This is a genomic window from Pantoea sp. CTOTU49201 (assembly GCF_032054795.1).
Classification (GTDB): domain Bacteria; phylum Pseudomonadota; class Gammaproteobacteria; order Enterobacterales; family Enterobacteriaceae; genus Pantoea; species Pantoea symbiotica.
In genome coordinates this window covers 1-17,263 of record NZ_DAMBSA010000007.1, presented here as the reverse complement: position 1 = coordinate 17,263, position 17,263 = coordinate 1, and the positions used below count along the sequence as shown (strand labels likewise).

Annotated in this window: 18 protein-coding genes and 1 pseudogene; 12 read left to right on the top strand and 7 right to left on the bottom strand. The window is 53.0% G+C overall.

The annotated features are described in order from the left end of the window. Positions 1–102 precede the first annotated feature (102 nt). From mlaB to mlaF, 5 genes are read right to left on the bottom strand one after another with little or no spacing between them, the layout of a single operon-like run. Positions 103–408 carry a lipid asymmetry maintenance protein MlaB gene (gene mlaB, locus RTY00_RS01160; RefSeq protein ID WP_008104353.1) on the bottom strand — a complete coding sequence of 102 codons (306 nt, stop codon included), beginning with the start codon at positions 406–408 and terminating at the stop codon, positions 103–105. Next, positions 408–1,043 carry a phospholipid-binding protein MlaC gene (mlaC, locus tag RTY00_RS01155; RefSeq protein ID WP_312663156.1) on the bottom strand — a complete coding sequence of 212 codons (636 nt, stop codon included), beginning with the start codon at positions 1,041–1,043 and terminating at the stop codon, positions 408–410. The genes mlaB and mlaC overlap by 1 nt, the downstream gene beginning before the upstream one ends. Before the next feature lie 18 nt (positions 1,044–1,061). Next, a complete protein-coding gene (gene mlaD / locus RTY00_RS01150) occupies positions 1,062–1,598 on the bottom strand; it encodes an outer membrane lipid asymmetry maintenance protein MlaD (protein ID WP_312663149.1) in 537 nt (178 codons plus the stop codon). Between the two features lie 4 nt (positions 1,599–1,602). After that, complete coding sequence (mlaE, locus tag RTY00_RS01145; protein WP_007886633.1) at positions 1,603–2,385, bottom strand: lipid asymmetry maintenance ABC transporter permease subunit MlaE; 783 nt, start codon at positions 2,383–2,385, stop codon at positions 1,603–1,605. A 4-nt stretch (positions 2,386–2,389) separates the two neighbouring features. Further along, the gene (mlaF, locus tag RTY00_RS01140) at positions 2,390–3,205 is read right to left on the bottom strand and encodes a phospholipid ABC transporter ATP-binding protein MlaF (RefSeq protein WP_008104360.1); all 816 of its coding nucleotides are present in this window, start codon (positions 3,203–3,205) and stop codon (positions 2,390–2,392) included. 227 nt (positions 3,206–3,432) lie between these two features. Here mlaF and RTY00_RS01135 point away from each other — a divergent pair, with 227 nt between their 5' ends. The 11 genes from RTY00_RS01135 (at position 3,433) to npr (ending at position 11,435) form a co-directional block, all read left to right on the top strand. Further along, positions 3,433–4,416 carry a calcium/sodium antiporter gene (locus RTY00_RS01135; RefSeq protein ID WP_008104362.1) on the top strand — a complete coding sequence of 328 codons (984 nt, stop codon included), beginning with the start codon at positions 3,433–3,435 and terminating at the stop codon, positions 4,414–4,416. 13 nt (positions 4,417–4,429) lie between these two features. Then, entirely contained in the window at positions 4,430–5,410 is a 981-nt protein-coding gene (gene kdsD, locus RTY00_RS01130; RefSeq protein ID WP_312663148.1) for an arabinose-5-phosphate isomerase KdsD, read from the top strand. 13 nt (positions 5,411–5,423) lie between these two features. Then, positions 5,424–5,990, top strand: a complete 567-nt coding sequence (kdsC, locus tag RTY00_RS01125; protein ID WP_312663147.1) for a 3-deoxy-manno-octulosonate-8-phosphatase KdsC — start codon at positions 5,424–5,426, stop codon at positions 5,988–5,990. Further along, positions 5,987–6,559, top strand: coding sequence for an LPS export ABC transporter periplasmic protein LptC (lptC, locus tag RTY00_RS01120; RefSeq protein WP_036648345.1), 573 nt, complete (start codon positions 5,987–5,989; stop codon positions 6,557–6,559). Before kdsC ends, lptC begins: the two co-directional genes overlap by 4 nt. Beyond that, the gene (gene lptA, locus RTY00_RS01115; RefSeq protein ID WP_036648348.1) at positions 6,534–7,088 is read left to right on the top strand and encodes a lipopolysaccharide ABC transporter substrate-binding protein LptA; all 555 of its coding nucleotides are present in this window, start codon (positions 6,534–6,536) and stop codon (positions 7,086–7,088) included. The genes lptC and lptA overlap by 26 nt, the downstream gene beginning before the upstream one ends. 5 nt (positions 7,089–7,093) lie before the next feature. After that, entirely contained in the window at positions 7,094–7,819 is a 726-nt protein-coding gene (lptB, locus tag RTY00_RS01110; RefSeq protein ID WP_008104371.1) for an LPS export ABC transporter ATP-binding protein, read from the top strand. Positions 7,820–7,867: 48 nt separating this feature from the next. Continuing rightward, positions 7,868–9,307: an RNA polymerase factor sigma-54 gene (gene rpoN / locus RTY00_RS01105; protein ID WP_154154511.1), complete on the top strand. Its 1,440-nt coding sequence runs from the start codon at positions 7,868–7,870 to the stop codon at positions 9,305–9,307. A gap of 21 nt (positions 9,308–9,328) precedes the next feature. After that, positions 9,329–9,616, top strand: a complete 288-nt coding sequence (gene hpf / locus RTY00_RS01100; RefSeq protein ID WP_008104375.1) for a ribosome hibernation promoting factor — start codon at positions 9,329–9,331, stop codon at positions 9,614–9,616. A gap of 160 nt (positions 9,617–9,776) precedes the next feature. After that, the gene (gene ptsN, locus RTY00_RS01095) at positions 9,777–10,259 is read left to right on the top strand and encodes a PTS IIA-like nitrogen regulatory protein PtsN (protein ID WP_175501705.1); all 483 of its coding nucleotides are present in this window, start codon (positions 9,777–9,779) and stop codon (positions 10,257–10,259) included. A 52-nt stretch (positions 10,260–10,311) separates the two neighbouring features. Beyond that, positions 10,312–11,166, top strand: coding sequence for an RNase adapter RapZ (rapZ, locus tag RTY00_RS01090; RefSeq protein WP_008104378.1), 855 nt, complete (start codon positions 10,312–10,314; stop codon positions 11,164–11,166). Then, on the top strand, positions 11,163–11,435 hold the full coding sequence (npr, locus tag RTY00_RS01085) for a PTS phosphocarrier protein NPr (RefSeq protein WP_008104379.1): 273 nt from the start codon (positions 11,163–11,165) through the stop codon (positions 11,433–11,435). The genes rapZ and npr overlap by 4 nt, the downstream gene beginning before the upstream one ends. A gap of 5 nt (positions 11,436–11,440) precedes the next feature. Here npr and mtgA read toward each other — a convergent pair whose 3' ends face one another. Together mtgA and arcB are read right to left on the bottom strand one after the other, a co-directional pair. Then, positions 11,441–12,163, bottom strand: coding sequence for a monofunctional biosynthetic peptidoglycan transglycosylase (mtgA, locus tag RTY00_RS01080; RefSeq protein ID WP_312663146.1), 723 nt, complete (start codon positions 12,161–12,163; stop codon positions 11,441–11,443). A gap of 876 nt (positions 12,164–13,039) precedes the next feature. After that, positions 13,040–15,394: an aerobic respiration two-component sensor histidine kinase ArcB gene (gene arcB / locus RTY00_RS01075; RefSeq protein WP_312663145.1), complete on the bottom strand. Its 2,355-nt coding sequence runs from the start codon at positions 15,392–15,394 to the stop codon at positions 13,040–13,042. A 902-nt stretch (positions 15,395–16,296) separates the two neighbouring features. Here arcB and RTY00_RS01070 point away from each other — a divergent pair. After that, positions 16,297–17,263, top strand: a pseudogene (locus RTY00_RS01070) (glutamate synthase large subunit); the annotation flags it as partial.

The window sequence follows — 17,263 nt, the reverse complement described above, 5'->3', positions numbered from 1 at the left end:
CACTTAATAATAATAAGGCTGCCATCTTAGAGGAAAGTGCCTGACTCTTAAATACGCAAAAGCCCCTGGAAAAATCAGGGGCTTAGCATCAACATTCGCAGATCAGGCGATTTTTTCCGCAGAAACAATAATCTGCTGAAGGTTATACAGCGTGATCAGTGACTGGAGTTTATCGGAGATCCCAGAGAAAAGTGGCGCGCTGCCTTGGGCTCGCGCGATCTCACGCAGATGCACCAGCAGCGCCAAACCCGCTGAATCCACCCTTTCCAGCCCGGCAACATCAATAGTGGTGATATCCGCCACCGCAGTGTCACGCTCCTGCCACAAGGTCAGCAAGGTATCACGATCTAATTTGCCGCTTAAGGCCAGCGTGCTGGCAGTACGCTGCCAGCGTAACGGTTCACTCATTATTGCTTTTTATCCAGGGTGATCGGCTGTGCTGCATAGACTTTCAGCTGAGCCGTCAGGCCATCAATGCCTTTGGTGCGCAACAGATCGCCCCACTCATTCTGTTTCGTAGTGATCATGCTGATGCCTTCGGCCACCATGTCATACGCCTGCCAGTTGCCGGTTTGGCTGTTCTTACGCCACTGGAAATCGAGACGCACAGGCGGACGCCCATTAGGATCGATGATGGTGACGCGAATCGCCACGATATTGGCATCGCCAATCGGCTGTTCTGGCTGGATTTGGTAAGTTTGGCCGTTATACAGCGCCAGCGCCTGGCCGTACGCCTGCGCCAGATAATCACCGAACGCGGCAAAGTAGGCATCACGTTGCGCCGGTGTCGCATCACGATAATAGCGGCCGAGAACCAACGCACCGGCATATTTTACCTGCACGTACGGCATCAGTTCCTGACGCACCACTTCGCGCAGATAGTTCGGATCCTGCTTAATCTTCGGCTGTTCGTTTTTCAGGCGGGTGAAGGTCTTTTCCGCCGCTTCGTTCATCAGCTTGTAAGGATTAGTTTGATCCGCTGCGGCGTTGGCTGCCAGCGGTGCGATTGCCAACACGGCAATCATCAGTAAACGTTTAAACATCATGTTTTACCTCGTAGGTTATTCCGTTGTTGCAGGTGCTGCTGGTGCGCTCTCCGCGCCCTGGGATTTGTCGTCGGGTTTGTTATCGCCGCTCTTATAGAGGAATTGACCGATCAGGTCTTCCAGCACCAGTGCCGATTTGGTGTCACGCAAGGTGCCGCCATCTTTCAGCATCGATGAGCCAAGCTCGGGATCGTCAAAACCTAAATTCAACGCCAGGAACTGCTCACCGAGCAGACCTTGGGTGCGGATAGCTAATGAGCTGGTGTCTGGAATCTTATTGGCGAATTTATCGCTGATATCCATGGTTACACGCGGTGAGAGGGTTTTCTCATCCAGCACGATATCTGACACTCGGCCAATTAACACGCCGCCAATTTTTACCGGAGAACTGACTTTCAGTCCGCCGATATTATCGAAGGTGGCATACATCTTCCACGTCGGTTCGGTGCCGATTGTTTTGAGATCGGCGACGCGCAGGGCGAGGAATAACAGCGCCAGCAGCGCAGCCAGCATGAAGACGCCAACCCAGATTTCGTTTTTCTTGCTTTGCATTGCATCAATTCCCAAACATCAGTGCTGTCAGCACAAAATCCAAACCGAGTACCGCCAGTGAAGCATGCACCACGGTACGCGTCGTCGCCCGACTGATCCCTTCCGAGGTCGGGATGGCATCATAGCCATTAAATAGCGCAATCCAGGTTACCGTGACGGCAAAGACCGCGCTTTTGATCATGCAGTTAACGACATCAGTGCGGAAATCCACCGCGTTCTGCATCGCCGACCAGAAGAAACCCGGATCGATCCCTTTCCAGCTCACGCCAACCAGCGCACCACCGGCAATACCGACGGCGGTAAAGATCAGCGCCAGCAACGGCATGCTGATAAAGCCGGCCCAGAAGCGCGGTGATACCACACGACGTAACGGATCGACGGCCATCATCTCCATGCTGGAGAGCTGTTCGGTGGCTTTCATCAGCCCGATTTCAGCGGTTAACGCTGAACCTGCACGGCCGGCAAACAGCAATGCCGTTACAACCGGACCGAGTTCTCGCAGCAGCGAGAGCGCCACCAGCATGCCAAGGCTGGTTTCAGCATTGTAGGTGGTGAGCACCAGATAGCCTTGCAGACCCAGCACCATGCCAATAAACAGGCCGGATACTACGATGATCAGCAACGATAACACGCCCACGCTGTAGAGCTGTTTTACCAGCAGCGGCGCATGGCGACGAAACGCCGGCTTACCCACCAGCGCATGAAATAGCATGAGGCCTGCGCGGCCAAAAGCGGCACAGGTATTAATTCCCTGACGTCCAAATGACGCTAGCGCCTGTAACAACATCAGTTTACGTTCTCCCTGAGCGGGTCAAGTCGCTGAGATAATCGCCAGCGGCAAAGCGAAACGGCACCGGACCATCCGCATGACCCTCGATAAACTGGCGCACACGCGGATCGGGATTTTCCCGCAGTTCCGGCGCGCTGCCCTGAGCAATAATTTTTTGTCCGGCAACAATATAGGCATGATCGGCAATGCTCAATACCTCAGGCACATCGTGTGAAACCACAATGCAGGTCAGGCCCAAAGCATGATTAAGTTCGTCAATTAACTTCACCAGCACGCCCATGGTGATCGGGTCCTGGCCGACAAATGGCTCATCGAACATGATCAGTTCCGGTTCCAGCGCGATAGCACGCGCCAGCGCCGCACGGCGCGCCATACCGCCAGAGAGTTCGGCAGGCATCAGTTTAGCGGCGCCACGCAAACCCACCGCTTCCAGCTTCATCAATACGGTGCTGTGCAACAGTTCTGGCGGCAACTGCGTATGTTCACGCAACGGCCAGGCAACGTTTTCATACACGTTGAGATCGGTAAACAGCGCGCCTGACTGAAACAGCATGCTCATTTTTTTACGCGCTTCGTACAATTTCGTGCGGGAAAGCGTCGGGATATTCTGATCGCGGAACCAAATCTCGCCTTTATCGGGCTGCAATTGCCCGCCAATCAGACGTAAAAGCGTGGTTTTACCAATTCCGGACGGCCCCATAATCGCGGTGACTTTGCCGGCGGGTACCGTTAACGAGATATCGTCAAAGATTGTACGATCTCCGCGCGTGAAACTGACGCCACGAACCTCAACCAGATTCGTTTGCTGCTGGATCATCTTTACCTCTTTATGCGGATCGGGCGCTATCAAAGCGGTGGATGGTAGCCTGGTAGCCTCGAATGCACGATAGTTTTACAGAAACTTACCCACTTAGTGTGGCGAAAACGGCCTTAAAATTTACTTTTGCCTCTCAGACAGTCAAAATCAGCGCCTGTTAGTGCGTGCAGAATGTTTTTACCTGTCGGACAAGGTTCGCCGACACCTCCATCCATCAAGGATTTTTAATGTTCGTAGCCTCTGCCTTGCTGTTTATCGGATTGATTTTACTGGTTTACGGCGCCGACCGTCTGGTATTTAGCGCCGCGATCCTCTGTCGATCCTTTGGCATCCCACCGCTGATCATAGGTATGACGGTGGTGAGCATTGGCACATCATTGCCGGAATTGATCGTCTCGTTTTCGGCCGCACAGCATGGACAGATGGATTTAGCGGTTGGCACCGCGCTGGGCTCGAACATCACCAACATTCTCTTGATTCTGGGCGGCGCAGCGTTGCTCCATCCATTGACAGTACACTCCAATCTGATTCGGCGCGAACTGCCATTAATGCTGCTAGTCTCACTGCTCAGCGGCATCATGCTGTTTGATAATCATCTGAGCCGTCTCGATGGCGTTGCGCTGCTACTGATCGCGCTGGGTTATCTGCTGGTGGTGATCCGCATTGCTCGCCGTGCTGAACGTGACAATAACGACACGCTCACCCGTGAACAGCTGGCCGAACTGCCGCGCGATGAAGCCGGCAACACCGTGGCCTTTCTATGGCTGGCGGTGGCGCTAATTATTCTGCCGATGTCGACGCGGATGGTGATCGACAACGCCACCGTCTTTGCCGACTACTTCGGTGTGAGCGAACTGGTGATGGGCCTGACGCTGATTGCCGTCGGCACCAGCTTACCCGAACTGGCTACCGTTGTGGCCGGCGCGCTGAAAGGTGAGGACGATATCGCTATCGGTAACCTGATCGGCGCCAACATTTTCAATCTGGCGATTGTGCTCGGCCTGCCAGCGCTGATTCATCCCGGCAGCGTTGATGCGCATGCCTTCGCACGTGATTACTGGGTGATGCTGGCAGTGAGCGTGCTGTTCGCCCTGCTCTGCCTGCTGCGCAAACGCCGTATTGGCCGTATCGCAGGCACACTATTATTAGGTGGTTTTATCGCGTGGGTGCTGTGGCTGTGGCTTAGCCCCATGCTTATCACAAGCTATTAAGGACGGACTGACCATGTCACATCAGCAACCGGATTTCGATTTCCAGCAAGCAGGTAAAGCGGTGCTGCGCATCGAACGCGAAGGGCTGGAGCAGCTTGATCAATATATCAATGACGATTTCGATCGCGCCTGCGCGATGATCTTTGCCTGCCGAGGCAAAGTGGTGGTGATGGGCATGGGCAAATCCGGGCATATCGGTAAAAAGATGGCCGCGACTTTTGCCAGCACCGGTACGCCCTCTTTCTTTGTGCATCCTGGTGAAGCCAGCCACGGCGATCTCGGCATGGTCAGTACCAATGATGTGGTGATCGCGATTTCCAACAGCGGTGAATCCGGTGAAATCCTTGCATTGGTGCCGGTGTTAAAGCGTCAGAAAGTGCAGCTGATTTGTATCACCGGCCGTCCGGACAGCGCAATGGGCCGCGCGGCGGATGTGCATCTGTGCGTGAAAGTGCCGCAGGAAGCCTGTCCGCTCGGCCTGGCGCCGACCACCAGCACCACCGCGACCTTAGTCATGGGTGATGCGCTGGCCGTGGCGTTGCTGGAAGCGCGCGGATTTACTCAGGAAGATTTTGCGCTGTCGCATCCCGGCGGTGCGCTAGGCCGCAAACTGCTGCTGCACGTCAGCGATATCATGCACAGCGGCGATGAAATCCCGCACGTCAGCCGTGATGCCTCAATGCGCGATGCGCTGCTGGAAATTACCCGCAAGAATCTTGGTTTAACGGTGATTGTTGATGATCTGATGAAAATCGAAGGCATCTTCACCGATGGTGACTTGCGCCGCGTGTTCGATATGGGCATCAATTTCCAGACTGCCAGTATTCAGGACGTGATGACCAGCGGCGGTATTCGCGTGCGCCCAAATATGCTCGCGGTCGATGCCCTTAATCTGATGCAAAACAAAAACATCACCGCCCTGCTGGTGGCCGATGACGATCGCCTGCTCGGTGTGGTACATATGCATGACATGCTGCGCGCTGGCGTAGTCTGAACAGGAAGAAACAATGAGTGCTGAAACGGCGATGGTCGAGACTTGCTACGGTCCGGTGAGCGCGGAAGTCATGGCGCGTGCTGCGAAGATTCGCCTGCTGATTTGTGACGTCGATGGCGTGATGTCCGATGGCGTGATTTACATGGGCAACAGCGGTGAAGAGCTGAAGGCTTTTAACGTGCGCGATGGTTATGGCGTGCGTTGCTTGCTGACCTCCGGCATCGAAGTGGCTATTATTACCGGCCGCAAAGCAAAACTGCTGGAAGATCGCTGTAAGACGCTCGGCATTACGCATCTTTACCAGGGACAATCGGATAAGCTTTTGGCCTGGCGGGAACTCCTGGATAAACTGTCATTGACCGCCGATCAGGTCGCCTACATTGGCGATGACCTGATCGACTGGCCGGTGATGGCGCAGGCGGGTTTGAGCGTGGCCGTTGCCGATGCCCACCCGATTTTATTGCCGCGCGCGCATTATGTGACCCGCATTGCCGGTGGCCGCGGCGCGGTACGTGAGTTGTGCGATCTGATCTTGATGGCGCAGAACAAATTTGAGGATGCCAAAGGGCAATCAATATGAGTAAGAGCAGGCGTTGGATGACGCTGATCCTGGCCTTGATCGCCTTAGTGCTGATCGGCTGGAATCTCACCAACCAGGATGACGACCGAACGCCGGTGGCGACTAACGATCAAGCGCCAACCTACACCAGCGAGAAATCGAACACGGTGGTGTATAACCCAACAGGCGCGCTGGGCTATAAGCTGGTCTCCGATAAAGTCACCTACTTTGCTGCCGATGAGATAAGTTGGTTCGATAATCCGGTGATGACCACCTATGACGTAAACAAAGTCGCGACATGGTCGGTGCGCGCCGATAAGGCAAAGCTGACTAAAGATCGTATGCTTTATCTTTATGGCAACGTTGTCGTCAATACTTTGACCCAGGATTCACAGCTTGAGCGCATCCTTACCGATAACGCTCAGGTTAATTTGGTCACCCAGGATGTGACATCTGACGATCAAGTCACCCTTTTTGGCCGCAGTTTTAATTCCACTGGCATGAAAATGCGCGGCAATTTACGGACGAAACATGCTGAGCTGCTTGAAAAGGTCAAAACTTCCTATGAAATTCAAAATGAACAAAAATAGCCTTAAGTTATTGCTGGTGAGTACGCTGCTGGCAACGAGCCTGCCTGCGCTGGCATTAACCGGTGACTCAGACAAGCCGGTGAATATTGACTCCGTCAACCAGGCGCTGGACCTGCAAGGCAACGTCGCGACCTTTACCGGCAACGTGATTGTGACCCAGGGTTCCATCAAGATTACCGCCGATAAAGTGGTCGTCACCCGTCCGGGCGGCGATAGCAAGAAAACTATCGTCGATGCTTACGGCACGCCAGCGACCTTCTATCAGATGCAGGATAACGGCAAGCCGGTGCAAGGCCACGCCAGTAAATTGCACTATGAATTGGCGAACGATTTTGTTGAGCTGACCGGTAATGCCTTCATTCAGCAGCAGGACAGCAACATCAAAGGCGACCGCATCACTTACCTGGTGAAAGAGCAGAAGATGCAGGCGTTCAGCCAGGGTGACAGCAAGCGAGTGACCACCGTTCTGGTTCCGTCGCAGCTGCAGGACAAAAACGGTTCGTCCGCGAGCCCTAAAAAGAGTAACTGATTGCTATGGCTACACTAATCGCTGAGAACCTGGCGAAAGCCTACAAAGGCCGCCGCGTGGTGGAAGATGTTAGCCTGCAGGTAAAATCCGGCGAGATTGTCGGCCTGCTGGGCCCAAACGGTGCCGGTAAAACCACCACCTTTTACATGGTGGTGGGAATTGTGCCGCGCGATGCGGGCCGCATCGTAATTGATGATGAAGACATCAGCATCCTGCCGCTGCATGCGCGCGCCCGTCGCGGCATCGGCTATTTGCCGCAGGAAGCCTCGATCTTCCGTCGCCTGAGCGTGTACGACAACCTGATGGCGGTGCTGCAGATCCGTGATGATCTGACAGAAGAGCAGCGTCAGGATCGTGCCAACGAGCTGATGGAAGAGTTCCATATCGGCCATCTGCGCGACAGCATGGGCCAGGCGCTGTCGGGTGGTGAACGCCGTCGTGTGGAAATTGCTCGCGCGCTGGCCGCTAATCCGAAATTCATCCTGCTGGATGAGCCTTTTGCCGGTGTTGACCCCATTTCGGTTATCGACATCAAGAAAATCATCGAGCATCTGCGTGACAGCGGCCTTGGCGTGCTGATTACCGATCACAACGTGCGTGAAACCCTCGCGGTGTGTGAACGCGCTTATATCGTTAGCCAGGGTCATTTAATTGCCCATGGCACGCCTGATGAAATTCTTGTAGATGAGCAGGTTAAGCGTGTTTATTTGGGCGAAGAGTTCAGACTCTGATAAGGTGTCGTAACACCCTACGTTTGCTTAGGAAATTCTAATCGAATTATGAAGCAAGGTTTGCAACTCAGGCTCAGCCAACAGCTGGCGATGACTCCACAGTTGCAGCAAGCCATTCGCTTGCTGCAACTCTCTACGCTTGAACTCCAGCAAGAACTGCAACTGGCGCTGGAAAGCAATCCGCTGCTTGAACAAACCGATCTGCACGAAGAAGTCGACGCGCGTGAATTTCAGGAACAAGAGAGTGATTCATTAGACACGCGTGAAGCACTTGAACAGAAAGACATGCCTGAAGATCTCCCGCTCGACGCCACCTGGGACGAAATCTACACTGCGGGCACGCCGTCAGGTACCGGCACCGATTACCAGGATGACGAACTGCCAATCTATCAGGGCGAAACCACGCAATCGCTGCAGGATTACCTGATGTGGCAGGTTGAGTTAACGCCGTTCACTGATACCGATCGCGCCATCGCTACATCCATTGTTGATGCCATTGACGACACCGGCTATCTCACCGTCAGCTTACAAGATATTTATGACAGTATTGGCGATGAAGAGCTGACGCTGGAAGAAGTTGAAGCCGTGCTCAAGCGCGTTCAGCGTTTCGATCCGGTCGGCGTTGGTGCGCGTGATTTGCGTGATTGCCTGTTAGTGCAGCTTTCGCAATATGATGCCGCCACGCCCATGCTGGCGGAAGCGCGCCTGATTGTCAGCGAACATCTCGATTTGCTGGCCAATCATGATTTCCGCAGCCTGATGCGCGTAACCCGTCTGAAGGAAGAGGTGCTGAAGGAGGCGATGTTGCTGATTCAGTCACTGGATCCGCGCCCTGGCCAGTCAATCAATACCAGCGAACCGGAATATGTCATTCCCGATGTGCTGGTACGCAAAATCAGCAAGCGCTGGACGGTAGAACTGAATTCCGACAGCATGCCGCGCCTGAAAATCAATCAGCAGTATGCTGCAATGGGCGGAGCTGGCCGTAATGAAAGCGATAATCAGTTTATTCGTAGCAACTTACAGGAAGCCAAGTGGCTAATTAAGAGCCTGGAGAGCCGTAACGACACGCTGCTAAAAGTGACACGCTGTATCGTAGAGCAGCAGCAGGCATTTTTTGAGCAGGGTGAGGAGTACATGCGTCCAATGGTGCTGGCGGATATCGCTCAGGCTGTTGATATGCATGAATCGACTATTTCCCGCGTGACCACGCAAAAGTATTTACACAGCCCGCGTGGCATCTTTGAACTGAAGTATTTTTTCTCCAGTCACGTCAACACCGAAGGCGGCGGCGAAGCCTCGTCTACGGCGATTCGTGCATTAGTGAAAAAATTGATCTCTGCGGAAAACCCCGCAAAACCCTTGAGCGACAGCAAACTGACCTCCATGTTATCCGAACAGGGCATCATGGTAGCGCGACGTACGGTTGCTAAATATCGCGAGTCTTTATCTATACCGCCATCAAACCAGCGTAAACAGCTGGTTTGACCGAACGAAGAAGGAAGACCTATGCAGCTAAACCTTACCGGCCTTAATGTTGAGATTACCGAACCTCTGCGTGAATTTGTAAATACCAAATTTGCCAAACTGGAACACTATTTTGATCGTATCAATCAGGTTTATATTGTTCTGAAGGTAGAGAAGGTGACGCAGATTGCGGATGCAACACTGCACGTCAACGGCGGGGAGCTGCACGCCACATCGGAAGCGGAAGACATGTACGCGGCCATCGACGGGTTAATCGACAAGCTTTCCCGTCAGCTGACCAAACACAAAGACAAACTGAAAAAACACTAACCTTCACGCTTGCAGAGTGCTGACTGATTCGGCACTTAGAGCATAAATGGGGCGGATATTACCGCCCCGTTTTGTCATCTGCGCAAGCGCCAGCGGGTGAACGGCAATGAAATCAATCGCCTGAACCTCGCGGCTATGTGAACTCGCAAGTGAAACGATGATGAACAACGATCTAACACTGGAATTGAGCTCGGTCCTTTCGCTGGACTGTACCCGTAGCGGCGTACACTGCCAGAGTAAAAAACGCGCGCTGGAAATTATCAGCGAGCTGGCAGCGAAGCAGCTCAATCTGCCGCACCAGACGCTTTTCGAAGCCATCCTGACCCGCGAACGTATGGGCAGTACCGGTATTGGCAACGGCATTGCCATTCCACATGGCAAGCTGGAGGAGGACACATTACGCGCTGTCGGCGTGTTTATCAGCCTCGATCAGCCTATCGCTTTTGATGCGGTAGACAATCAGCCGGTCGACCTGCTGTTTGCCCTGCTGGTACCTGCGGACCAGTGTAAAACCCACTTGCACACGCTTTCGCTGGTTGCCAAACGTCTGGCGGATAAAACCGTCTGTCGTCGTTTGCGTGCGGCACAGAGCGACGAAGAGCTCTACGCCATTATCACAGAAGCTCAGGAAGCACACTCTTAAGCGAGAAACACTTTTACCGGCCTGTTCGCCGGTTTAAAACGGGAGAAATGTGATGGTGCTGATGATCGTTAGCGGTCGGTCAGGCTCAGGAAAATCAGTCGCGCTGCGTGCCCTTGAAGATATGGGCTTTTACTGTGTCGACAACTTGCCGGTGGTTTTGCTGCCGGAGCTGGCGAATACCTTAACCGAACGCAATATCTCTGCGGCGGTCAGTATTGACGTGCGCAACATGCCGGAATCACCGGAAGTCTTTGAAGCCGCGCTCAACAATCTGCCTGATACCTTCTCGCCGCAACTGCTGTTTCTCGATACCGATCGCAACACGCTGATTCGCCGCTACAGCGATACGCGTCGTCTGCATCCGCTCTCTAGCAAAAATCTATCGCTGGAAAGTGCCATCGACGAAGAGAACGATCTGCTGGAGCCGCTGCGCTCACGCGCCGATCTGATTATCGATACCTCTGAGATGTCGGTTCATGAATTAGCGGAGATGCTGCGCACGCGCCTGCTGGGCAAACGCGAGCGTGAACTAACCATGGTGTTTGAGTCATTCGGCTTCAAACACGGCATTCCGATCGACGCCGATTATGTCTTCGATGTGCGCTTCCTGCCGAATCCGCACTGGGATCCCAAACTGCGTCCGATGACCGGCCTGGATCGTCCGGTTGCCGCCTTCCTCGATCGCCACACCGAAGTGCACAACTTTATCTATCAAACGCGCAGCTATCTGGAACTTTGGCTGCCGATGCTGGAAACCAATAACCGCAGCTATCTCACCGTCGCCATCGGCTGTACTGGCGGGAAGCATCGTTCAGTGTATATCGCTGAACAACTGGCGGATTATTTCCGTTCACGCGGTAAAAACGTGCAGTCTCGTCATCGCACTCTGGAAAAACGCAAATCATGACCGTGAAGCAAACCGTTGAGATTCGTAACAAGCTGGGCATGCACGCGCGCCCGGCAATGAAGCTGTTCGAACTGGTGCAGAGTTTTGATGCTGAAGTATTGCTGCGTAATGAATCGGGCACCGAAGCCGAAGCCAGCAGCGTGATTGCGCTGCTGATGCTCGACTCCGCGAAAGGCGGCCATATTGAGATTGAAGCCAGCGGCCCGCAGGAAGAGCAGGCGCTGGCAGCGGTAATCGAACTGTTTGAAGCGGGCTTTGACGAAGATTAAACCATTCAGTGCAGCTTGTAGCGGTTAAGGAAACCTTCGCCGCCCAACTGGCGCATCTGTCGCATAATCCACTGCTGGCGCTGGCGCGTGTAGCCTGAAGGCGCATCAGCGCGGAAACGAATCGGATTGGGCAAAACCGCTGCCAGTAACGCCGCTTCAGACATCGTCAGGCGACTGGCAGGTTTATGGAAATAGCGCTGTGAAGCCTCTTCCACGCCAAACACGCCGTCGCCAAATTCTGCGATGTTGAGATAAACCGTCAGGATACGCCGCTTAGTCCACACGGTTTCGATTCCCACCGTTAATCCTGCTTCCAGCCCTTTACGCAACCAGCTGCGACCATCCCACAGAAACAGGTTTTTCGCCGTCTGCTGCGAAAGGGTTGAGGCGCCGCGCATGCGTTCATTGCCATCGTTATCCAGCACTGACTGGATGGCATCGACATCAAAGCCCCAATGCTCGGGAAACTTTTGATCTTCAGAAGCAATAACCGCTAATGCCATCCACGGCGAGATTTCGTCCATGCCGACCCAATCCGAGTGCGCCACATAATCAAATCGCCCGGTAAACCAGGCGCCGATTTGCCGTTCCACCATCACCGCCGAGAACGGTACAGGTAAAAAAGCAAACAGCAAAATGCCTGCTAACCAGATGCCAAGCCAGGCCAGCAGCACTTTAGCAATCAGCACTTTAATACGTTTTCCCAGTATCCCTTTACTCTTGCTCATGCAATTTTCTCTTACCTGTTCCCTGTATTAATCAATCACCCAAGTCACGATAGCTAATACCAACGATTAAGCACTAAATTTTATCCTCATACTGGTAAAGACGTCTGGAAAATTGTTGCCATCGTAATCAGTGTTCCTCTATTAGAGCCAATCACATCAAGCACTTCCGCCAAAAAGGAATCGGTTCCATAACGATAAATAGATCAAATGCTGCATGCATGAACACTTAACTGAATGTGATATCGCTCACGTAAATGCTTTCATGATACTTAACTATCACTTTTACTGTTGTTCGAACATGTTCATTGATAACAGAGACCATTCTGAAAAATGCCACCAATTCTGTACGATCCTGCACGCATTCGACCTCAAAGATGGTAAAGCGATTTACCGCACGTTTGGTTTACATTATTCAATAAACTATAAACTGGAACTTTCCGTTTAAGGTTTCCAAAACGTTTTGGATAAGCCGCCGAAAAATCTGTTTTTATCCATCAATATCAGAGCGTTAATCTTACTTAACCTCGATTTTTTGCCAGAATCAGATTTTCCATGCTTCTGCCCGGCTTTTCCTGCGGGTCACTGAAGCAAAACCAGGCAAAAAGCAGAACATTTGGTCAAAAAAGGTGCAATATGGCAAAGAAATTAATTCCTTGCTTGACTGTGTCAGCAAATTAATGTTTTCTGTATTTAATCGCTGCTCAACATCACACAATTTAATGAATCTTGTCGCAAGCATTGGCGAATTTGTTAAGGTGATTTTGAAGCGTTAACCAATACCGAACTGTTGCTTTCTTATTCGATTTCTAATAATAGCAGCAGTACCCATTTCCCTGGTGTTGGCGCAGTATTCGCGCACCCCAGTTTCGACTGGGGTCATTTTTTTCTAACGTCCTGTAATTTTTCCCGCTCTGCTACCCATTCACGTAACACGTTCACGTCTTTGAGCCATTCCTGTTTTAATTCGTCGACCCACTCTTGCACGTTGTCCCACCACGCTGGCAATTCTGGCGACTGAATCTGCTTCGCTAACTGCTGTAAATGCAGCAAGCCAACCGAACCTGCTGCACCTTTAATCTTGTGCCCTTCTTCAGCTATGCCTTTTTGATCGCGCGCCATCATGTTGGAATCCAGCACGTCGAGGTAACCTGGCATCATCTGCTCAAACATAGTGAGGCTTTGGGTAATCAATCCTGGGCCAACCAGCTCAATGTATTGCTCCAGCATCGCCACATCTAACAGCGTGCGTGACTGCGCGTCTGATGACTCGACGGCTATCTCTTCCTGCTCAGGCTGATAATCCCAGAACTTCTTGATCACCGCCGTCAGCGCTGGCACGGCAAGCGGTTTGCTCAACACATCATCCATGCCGGCATCGAGATACTCTTTTTTGTCTTTCAGCACGTTGGCGGTCAATGCCACCAGCGGCGGCAGCGCCACATCGGCATAACGCTGATGGATGGCACGCGACACGTCGAGGCCGGTCATATCAGGTAGCTGAATATCGAGCAGCACCAGATCGAACTCCTGCGGATCAAACATCGCCAGCGCGTCCGTTCCGGTCATCGCGACGTCGACGCTGCAGCCCAGCTTCTCCAGCACCGAACGCGCCACAATGACGTTGAGCTCGATATCTTCCACCAGCAACACGTGCAGCGCCGGCAACGGCATGCTGTCATCCAGATTGTCGTCTTCTACTTCCTCAGCGACGCGTGGCGCGTTGATCTCGACGGTAAAGCAGGAACCCTGCCCCGCGACGCTACTGACGCTGATATCGCCGCCCATCGCCTGTGCCAGACGACGCGAAACCGCTAAACCGATGCCGGTACCCGTCGCCGGTTTGCCGCCATGTTGATCTTTCACCTGGTAATACATCGCGAAGATCTTATCCTGCTCTTCCTGCGGAATGCCCATGCCGGAATCCTGCACTTCAAAGTGCAGCGTTTCATCCTGACGATAGGCGACACGCACCACAATCTCGCCCTGCTGGGTAAATTTCACGGCATTGCCAATCAGGTTCCATAGAATCTGACGCAAGCGCGTGCCATCCGCCGAGATTTTATGCGGCAGCGGCAGCTCTGGCGCCATAACGAACTTCAGCCCTTTTGGCTGCGCCAGCAGACCAGAGAGATTTTCCAGATCGGCGAGGAAGCCGGTGAAATCCAGCGGCTGATTATCCAGCTGCACTTTGCGGCGCTCGATTTTGTCCACTTCGATCACATCATTGAAGATGTTGCCCAGCGTGATGGCTGAAACGTGAATGGTTTTGAGGTACTTGAGTTGCTCCTGATTGAGATCGGTATCCAGCAGGATGCGGCTCAGCCCAACGATGCCATTCAGCGGCGTACGTAGCTCGTGGCTGATAGTAGAAATAAAGGTGGTCTTCTCACGGCTGGCGTTCTCCAGCGCGTCCTGATAGCGCTTACGCTCGGTAATATCGCGGCCAAAGCCCATCAGGCCACTGCGTTTACCCACGCGGTCGTAGTAGGGCACTTTACGGATCTCGAAACAGGCTTTGCGCCCGTCGGGATATTGCAGCCACTGCTCGTACGTCAGCGATACATTGTGGCGGAAGACCTTCTCATCGGTTTCCAGCACTTTGGTGGCGGCTTCGTCATCGTAGATATCGCGCGGAGTCAGGCCAATCAACTGCTTTTCGCTCATGCCGGTTAGCAGTTCCATGGCGCGGTTACAGCCGGAGAACTGCTTATCAATGTTGCGGTAGAACACCAAATCCGGTGACGCATCAAGGAAGGAGCGCAGGAAGGAGGATTGCTGTTCCAGCTCGATTTGCGCCTGCTCGCGCCGTGCCATCTCTTCGCGCAGCTTATCCATCACCTGCTCACGCGCCTGTTCGGCTTTAATACGATCGTTAATTTCCTGATTAAGCTGGGTGATGGTCTCTTTCATCTGCTGGTTAAGCTCGAGATCGCGCGTGCGCATCTCTTCCAGCTTATCCACCAGTTTTGACAGGCGTTGGCGTGACTCTTCCAGCTGATCGACCACCACCGAGAGGAAATAGACTGCCCAGGGCGTAATTAACAGACCGAAGAAGATGGAGCGGACAACGTCGATGCTTTCCACATGTCCGTGCAACACCATGGTGACGGCCATCTGCACCACCATCGCCAACACCACCAGCGCCGAGGCTAACAACAGCGAAAAGCGTACCAGGCCGAGTTTGACCATCAAATCAACGTAGTACTGCGCTAAAAGACGAATCTGTTTCATTACGAGCTCCCTGAACGAAATCTGGCTCATGATAGCGTAATTATCGCTGCGCTGCCCCGCTTCACCCTGCCATATCACGCGGGTTATGCCCTGTAATGGTGCATCGCAGCGCGATTTCGCCGACGTTCCCTTCTATATGCGCAAAGCGCTTGACTAATTCTGCCAACTGAATAATCTGGAGGGCCGCGCTTTTGCGGGCCTTATCTCAACATCCTGTGCTAATCAGCACCCTGGCAGCCATTTGCCCTGATGGTTGCACCTCTTTATTGCATACCCATTCAACTTAAGTGATTTTTTAAGCACACCTCGCGTGATTAATTTTACTAATGGCAGCCCCATTTTGATTCAAATATGACGCCATAAGAAAAACAGATACATGCTGTGTATCAACTGCCCCCAACAGAATTAAATGCTGTTATAACCCTTCATGCCAGCATTGTTTGGATATCAGAGGGCTGGGTCACAGTGAGACGGCTCACACTTCCTGGGGGAATACGCAGCGGGAGATTGACATAAATTTACGCAATAAAACCTTAATAATCATTTAATTAAGTGACAAAAAAGCCAATTACCCGCAACAAAGCTGGCTATTTGACCTGAGTTCGCTTTCCCGATAAGTTGGAATTCCACTGGAAGCTTTCCTGGTGGGCCTGTGTCTCGGCATATCTATGCAGCAAGAAGCCTCCCTCTGGATGCAAGCTATCTCCCGAAAGAGACCGGAATAAAAAGAGCAGCTCATTAAGGACGTGACAACAGTGTCTTGAGAGCCCTTGCTCGGTGCTGCGACGCCCGCTCTTTACTGAGCGGCACAAGAATTGATACCGCCGCGTTGGCTTTAAATGCCACGCTGCGGTACGCGAAATAATGCAGGTAATGTCAAAAGAAGTTTAAGGAGACTCTCAATGTCCACGCAAAAACCGAATCCCTATGGTTTGTATGACCCATCAGCCGGAAGTGATAGCTGTGGTGTAGGTTTCATTACCCGTAAGGACGGCGAGCAGACGCATGAGATTCTGCGCATGGCCCATAGCGCGCTGTGCACGGTACCGCACCGTGGCGGCATGTCTGCCGAAGGCGTGGGCGATGGCGCGGGTGTAAACGTCGATCTCTCCCTGAACTTCTTCCGCAAGGTTACCGGTCTGGCGCTGGAAGCCGGCCGTTTCGGCGTCGGTAACTTCTTTGTGCCAAAAGATGCAGAACTGCGTGCCAACGCTGAGCGTTTGGTTGAAGAAACGCTGGCGGCGCATAACTTCCCGGTATTAGTAAAACGCGATATGCCGCTCGATGGCAGCGTGACGCGCCCGGCCGCCTTGCAATTCCAGCTGCCGATTGTGCAGTGGATTTTTGCCGCGCCGCAGGAAGTGACTGAACAACTCGAATTCGAGCGCCAGATTTATCGCGCGCTGCTGGATATCGAAGCACGCGCCTTTACCGAAAGCGAATTCGGCGGCCTCTATCCGCTGTCGCTCTCTTCGCGCACGCAGGTATTTAAAGCACGCCTGAACTCCAACGAAGTGATCCCATACTTCAAAGATTTGACCGATGCAGACCATCAGGTGCGCGGGCTGTTCTTCCACACCCGCTTCTCGACTAACACCGATCCGCACACCACCATGGCGCAGCCGTTCCGTTTAATGGCGCACAACGGCGAGCTGAACACCGATCGTAAAAACCGCATCGCTGAAGCGGCACTGATGCTGGCGCGCGGTAAAAAAATCGTGCGTCCAAAAGGTCAGTCAGACAGCTCACGTCTCGACCAGAGCATCCATAGCCGCTTGATGGAAGATAATCTCGACCTGATCAACGCCGTGGTTTCGATGATGCCGCCGGCGTGGGAGAACGATACGTCACTCTCAAACGAAGTGCGCG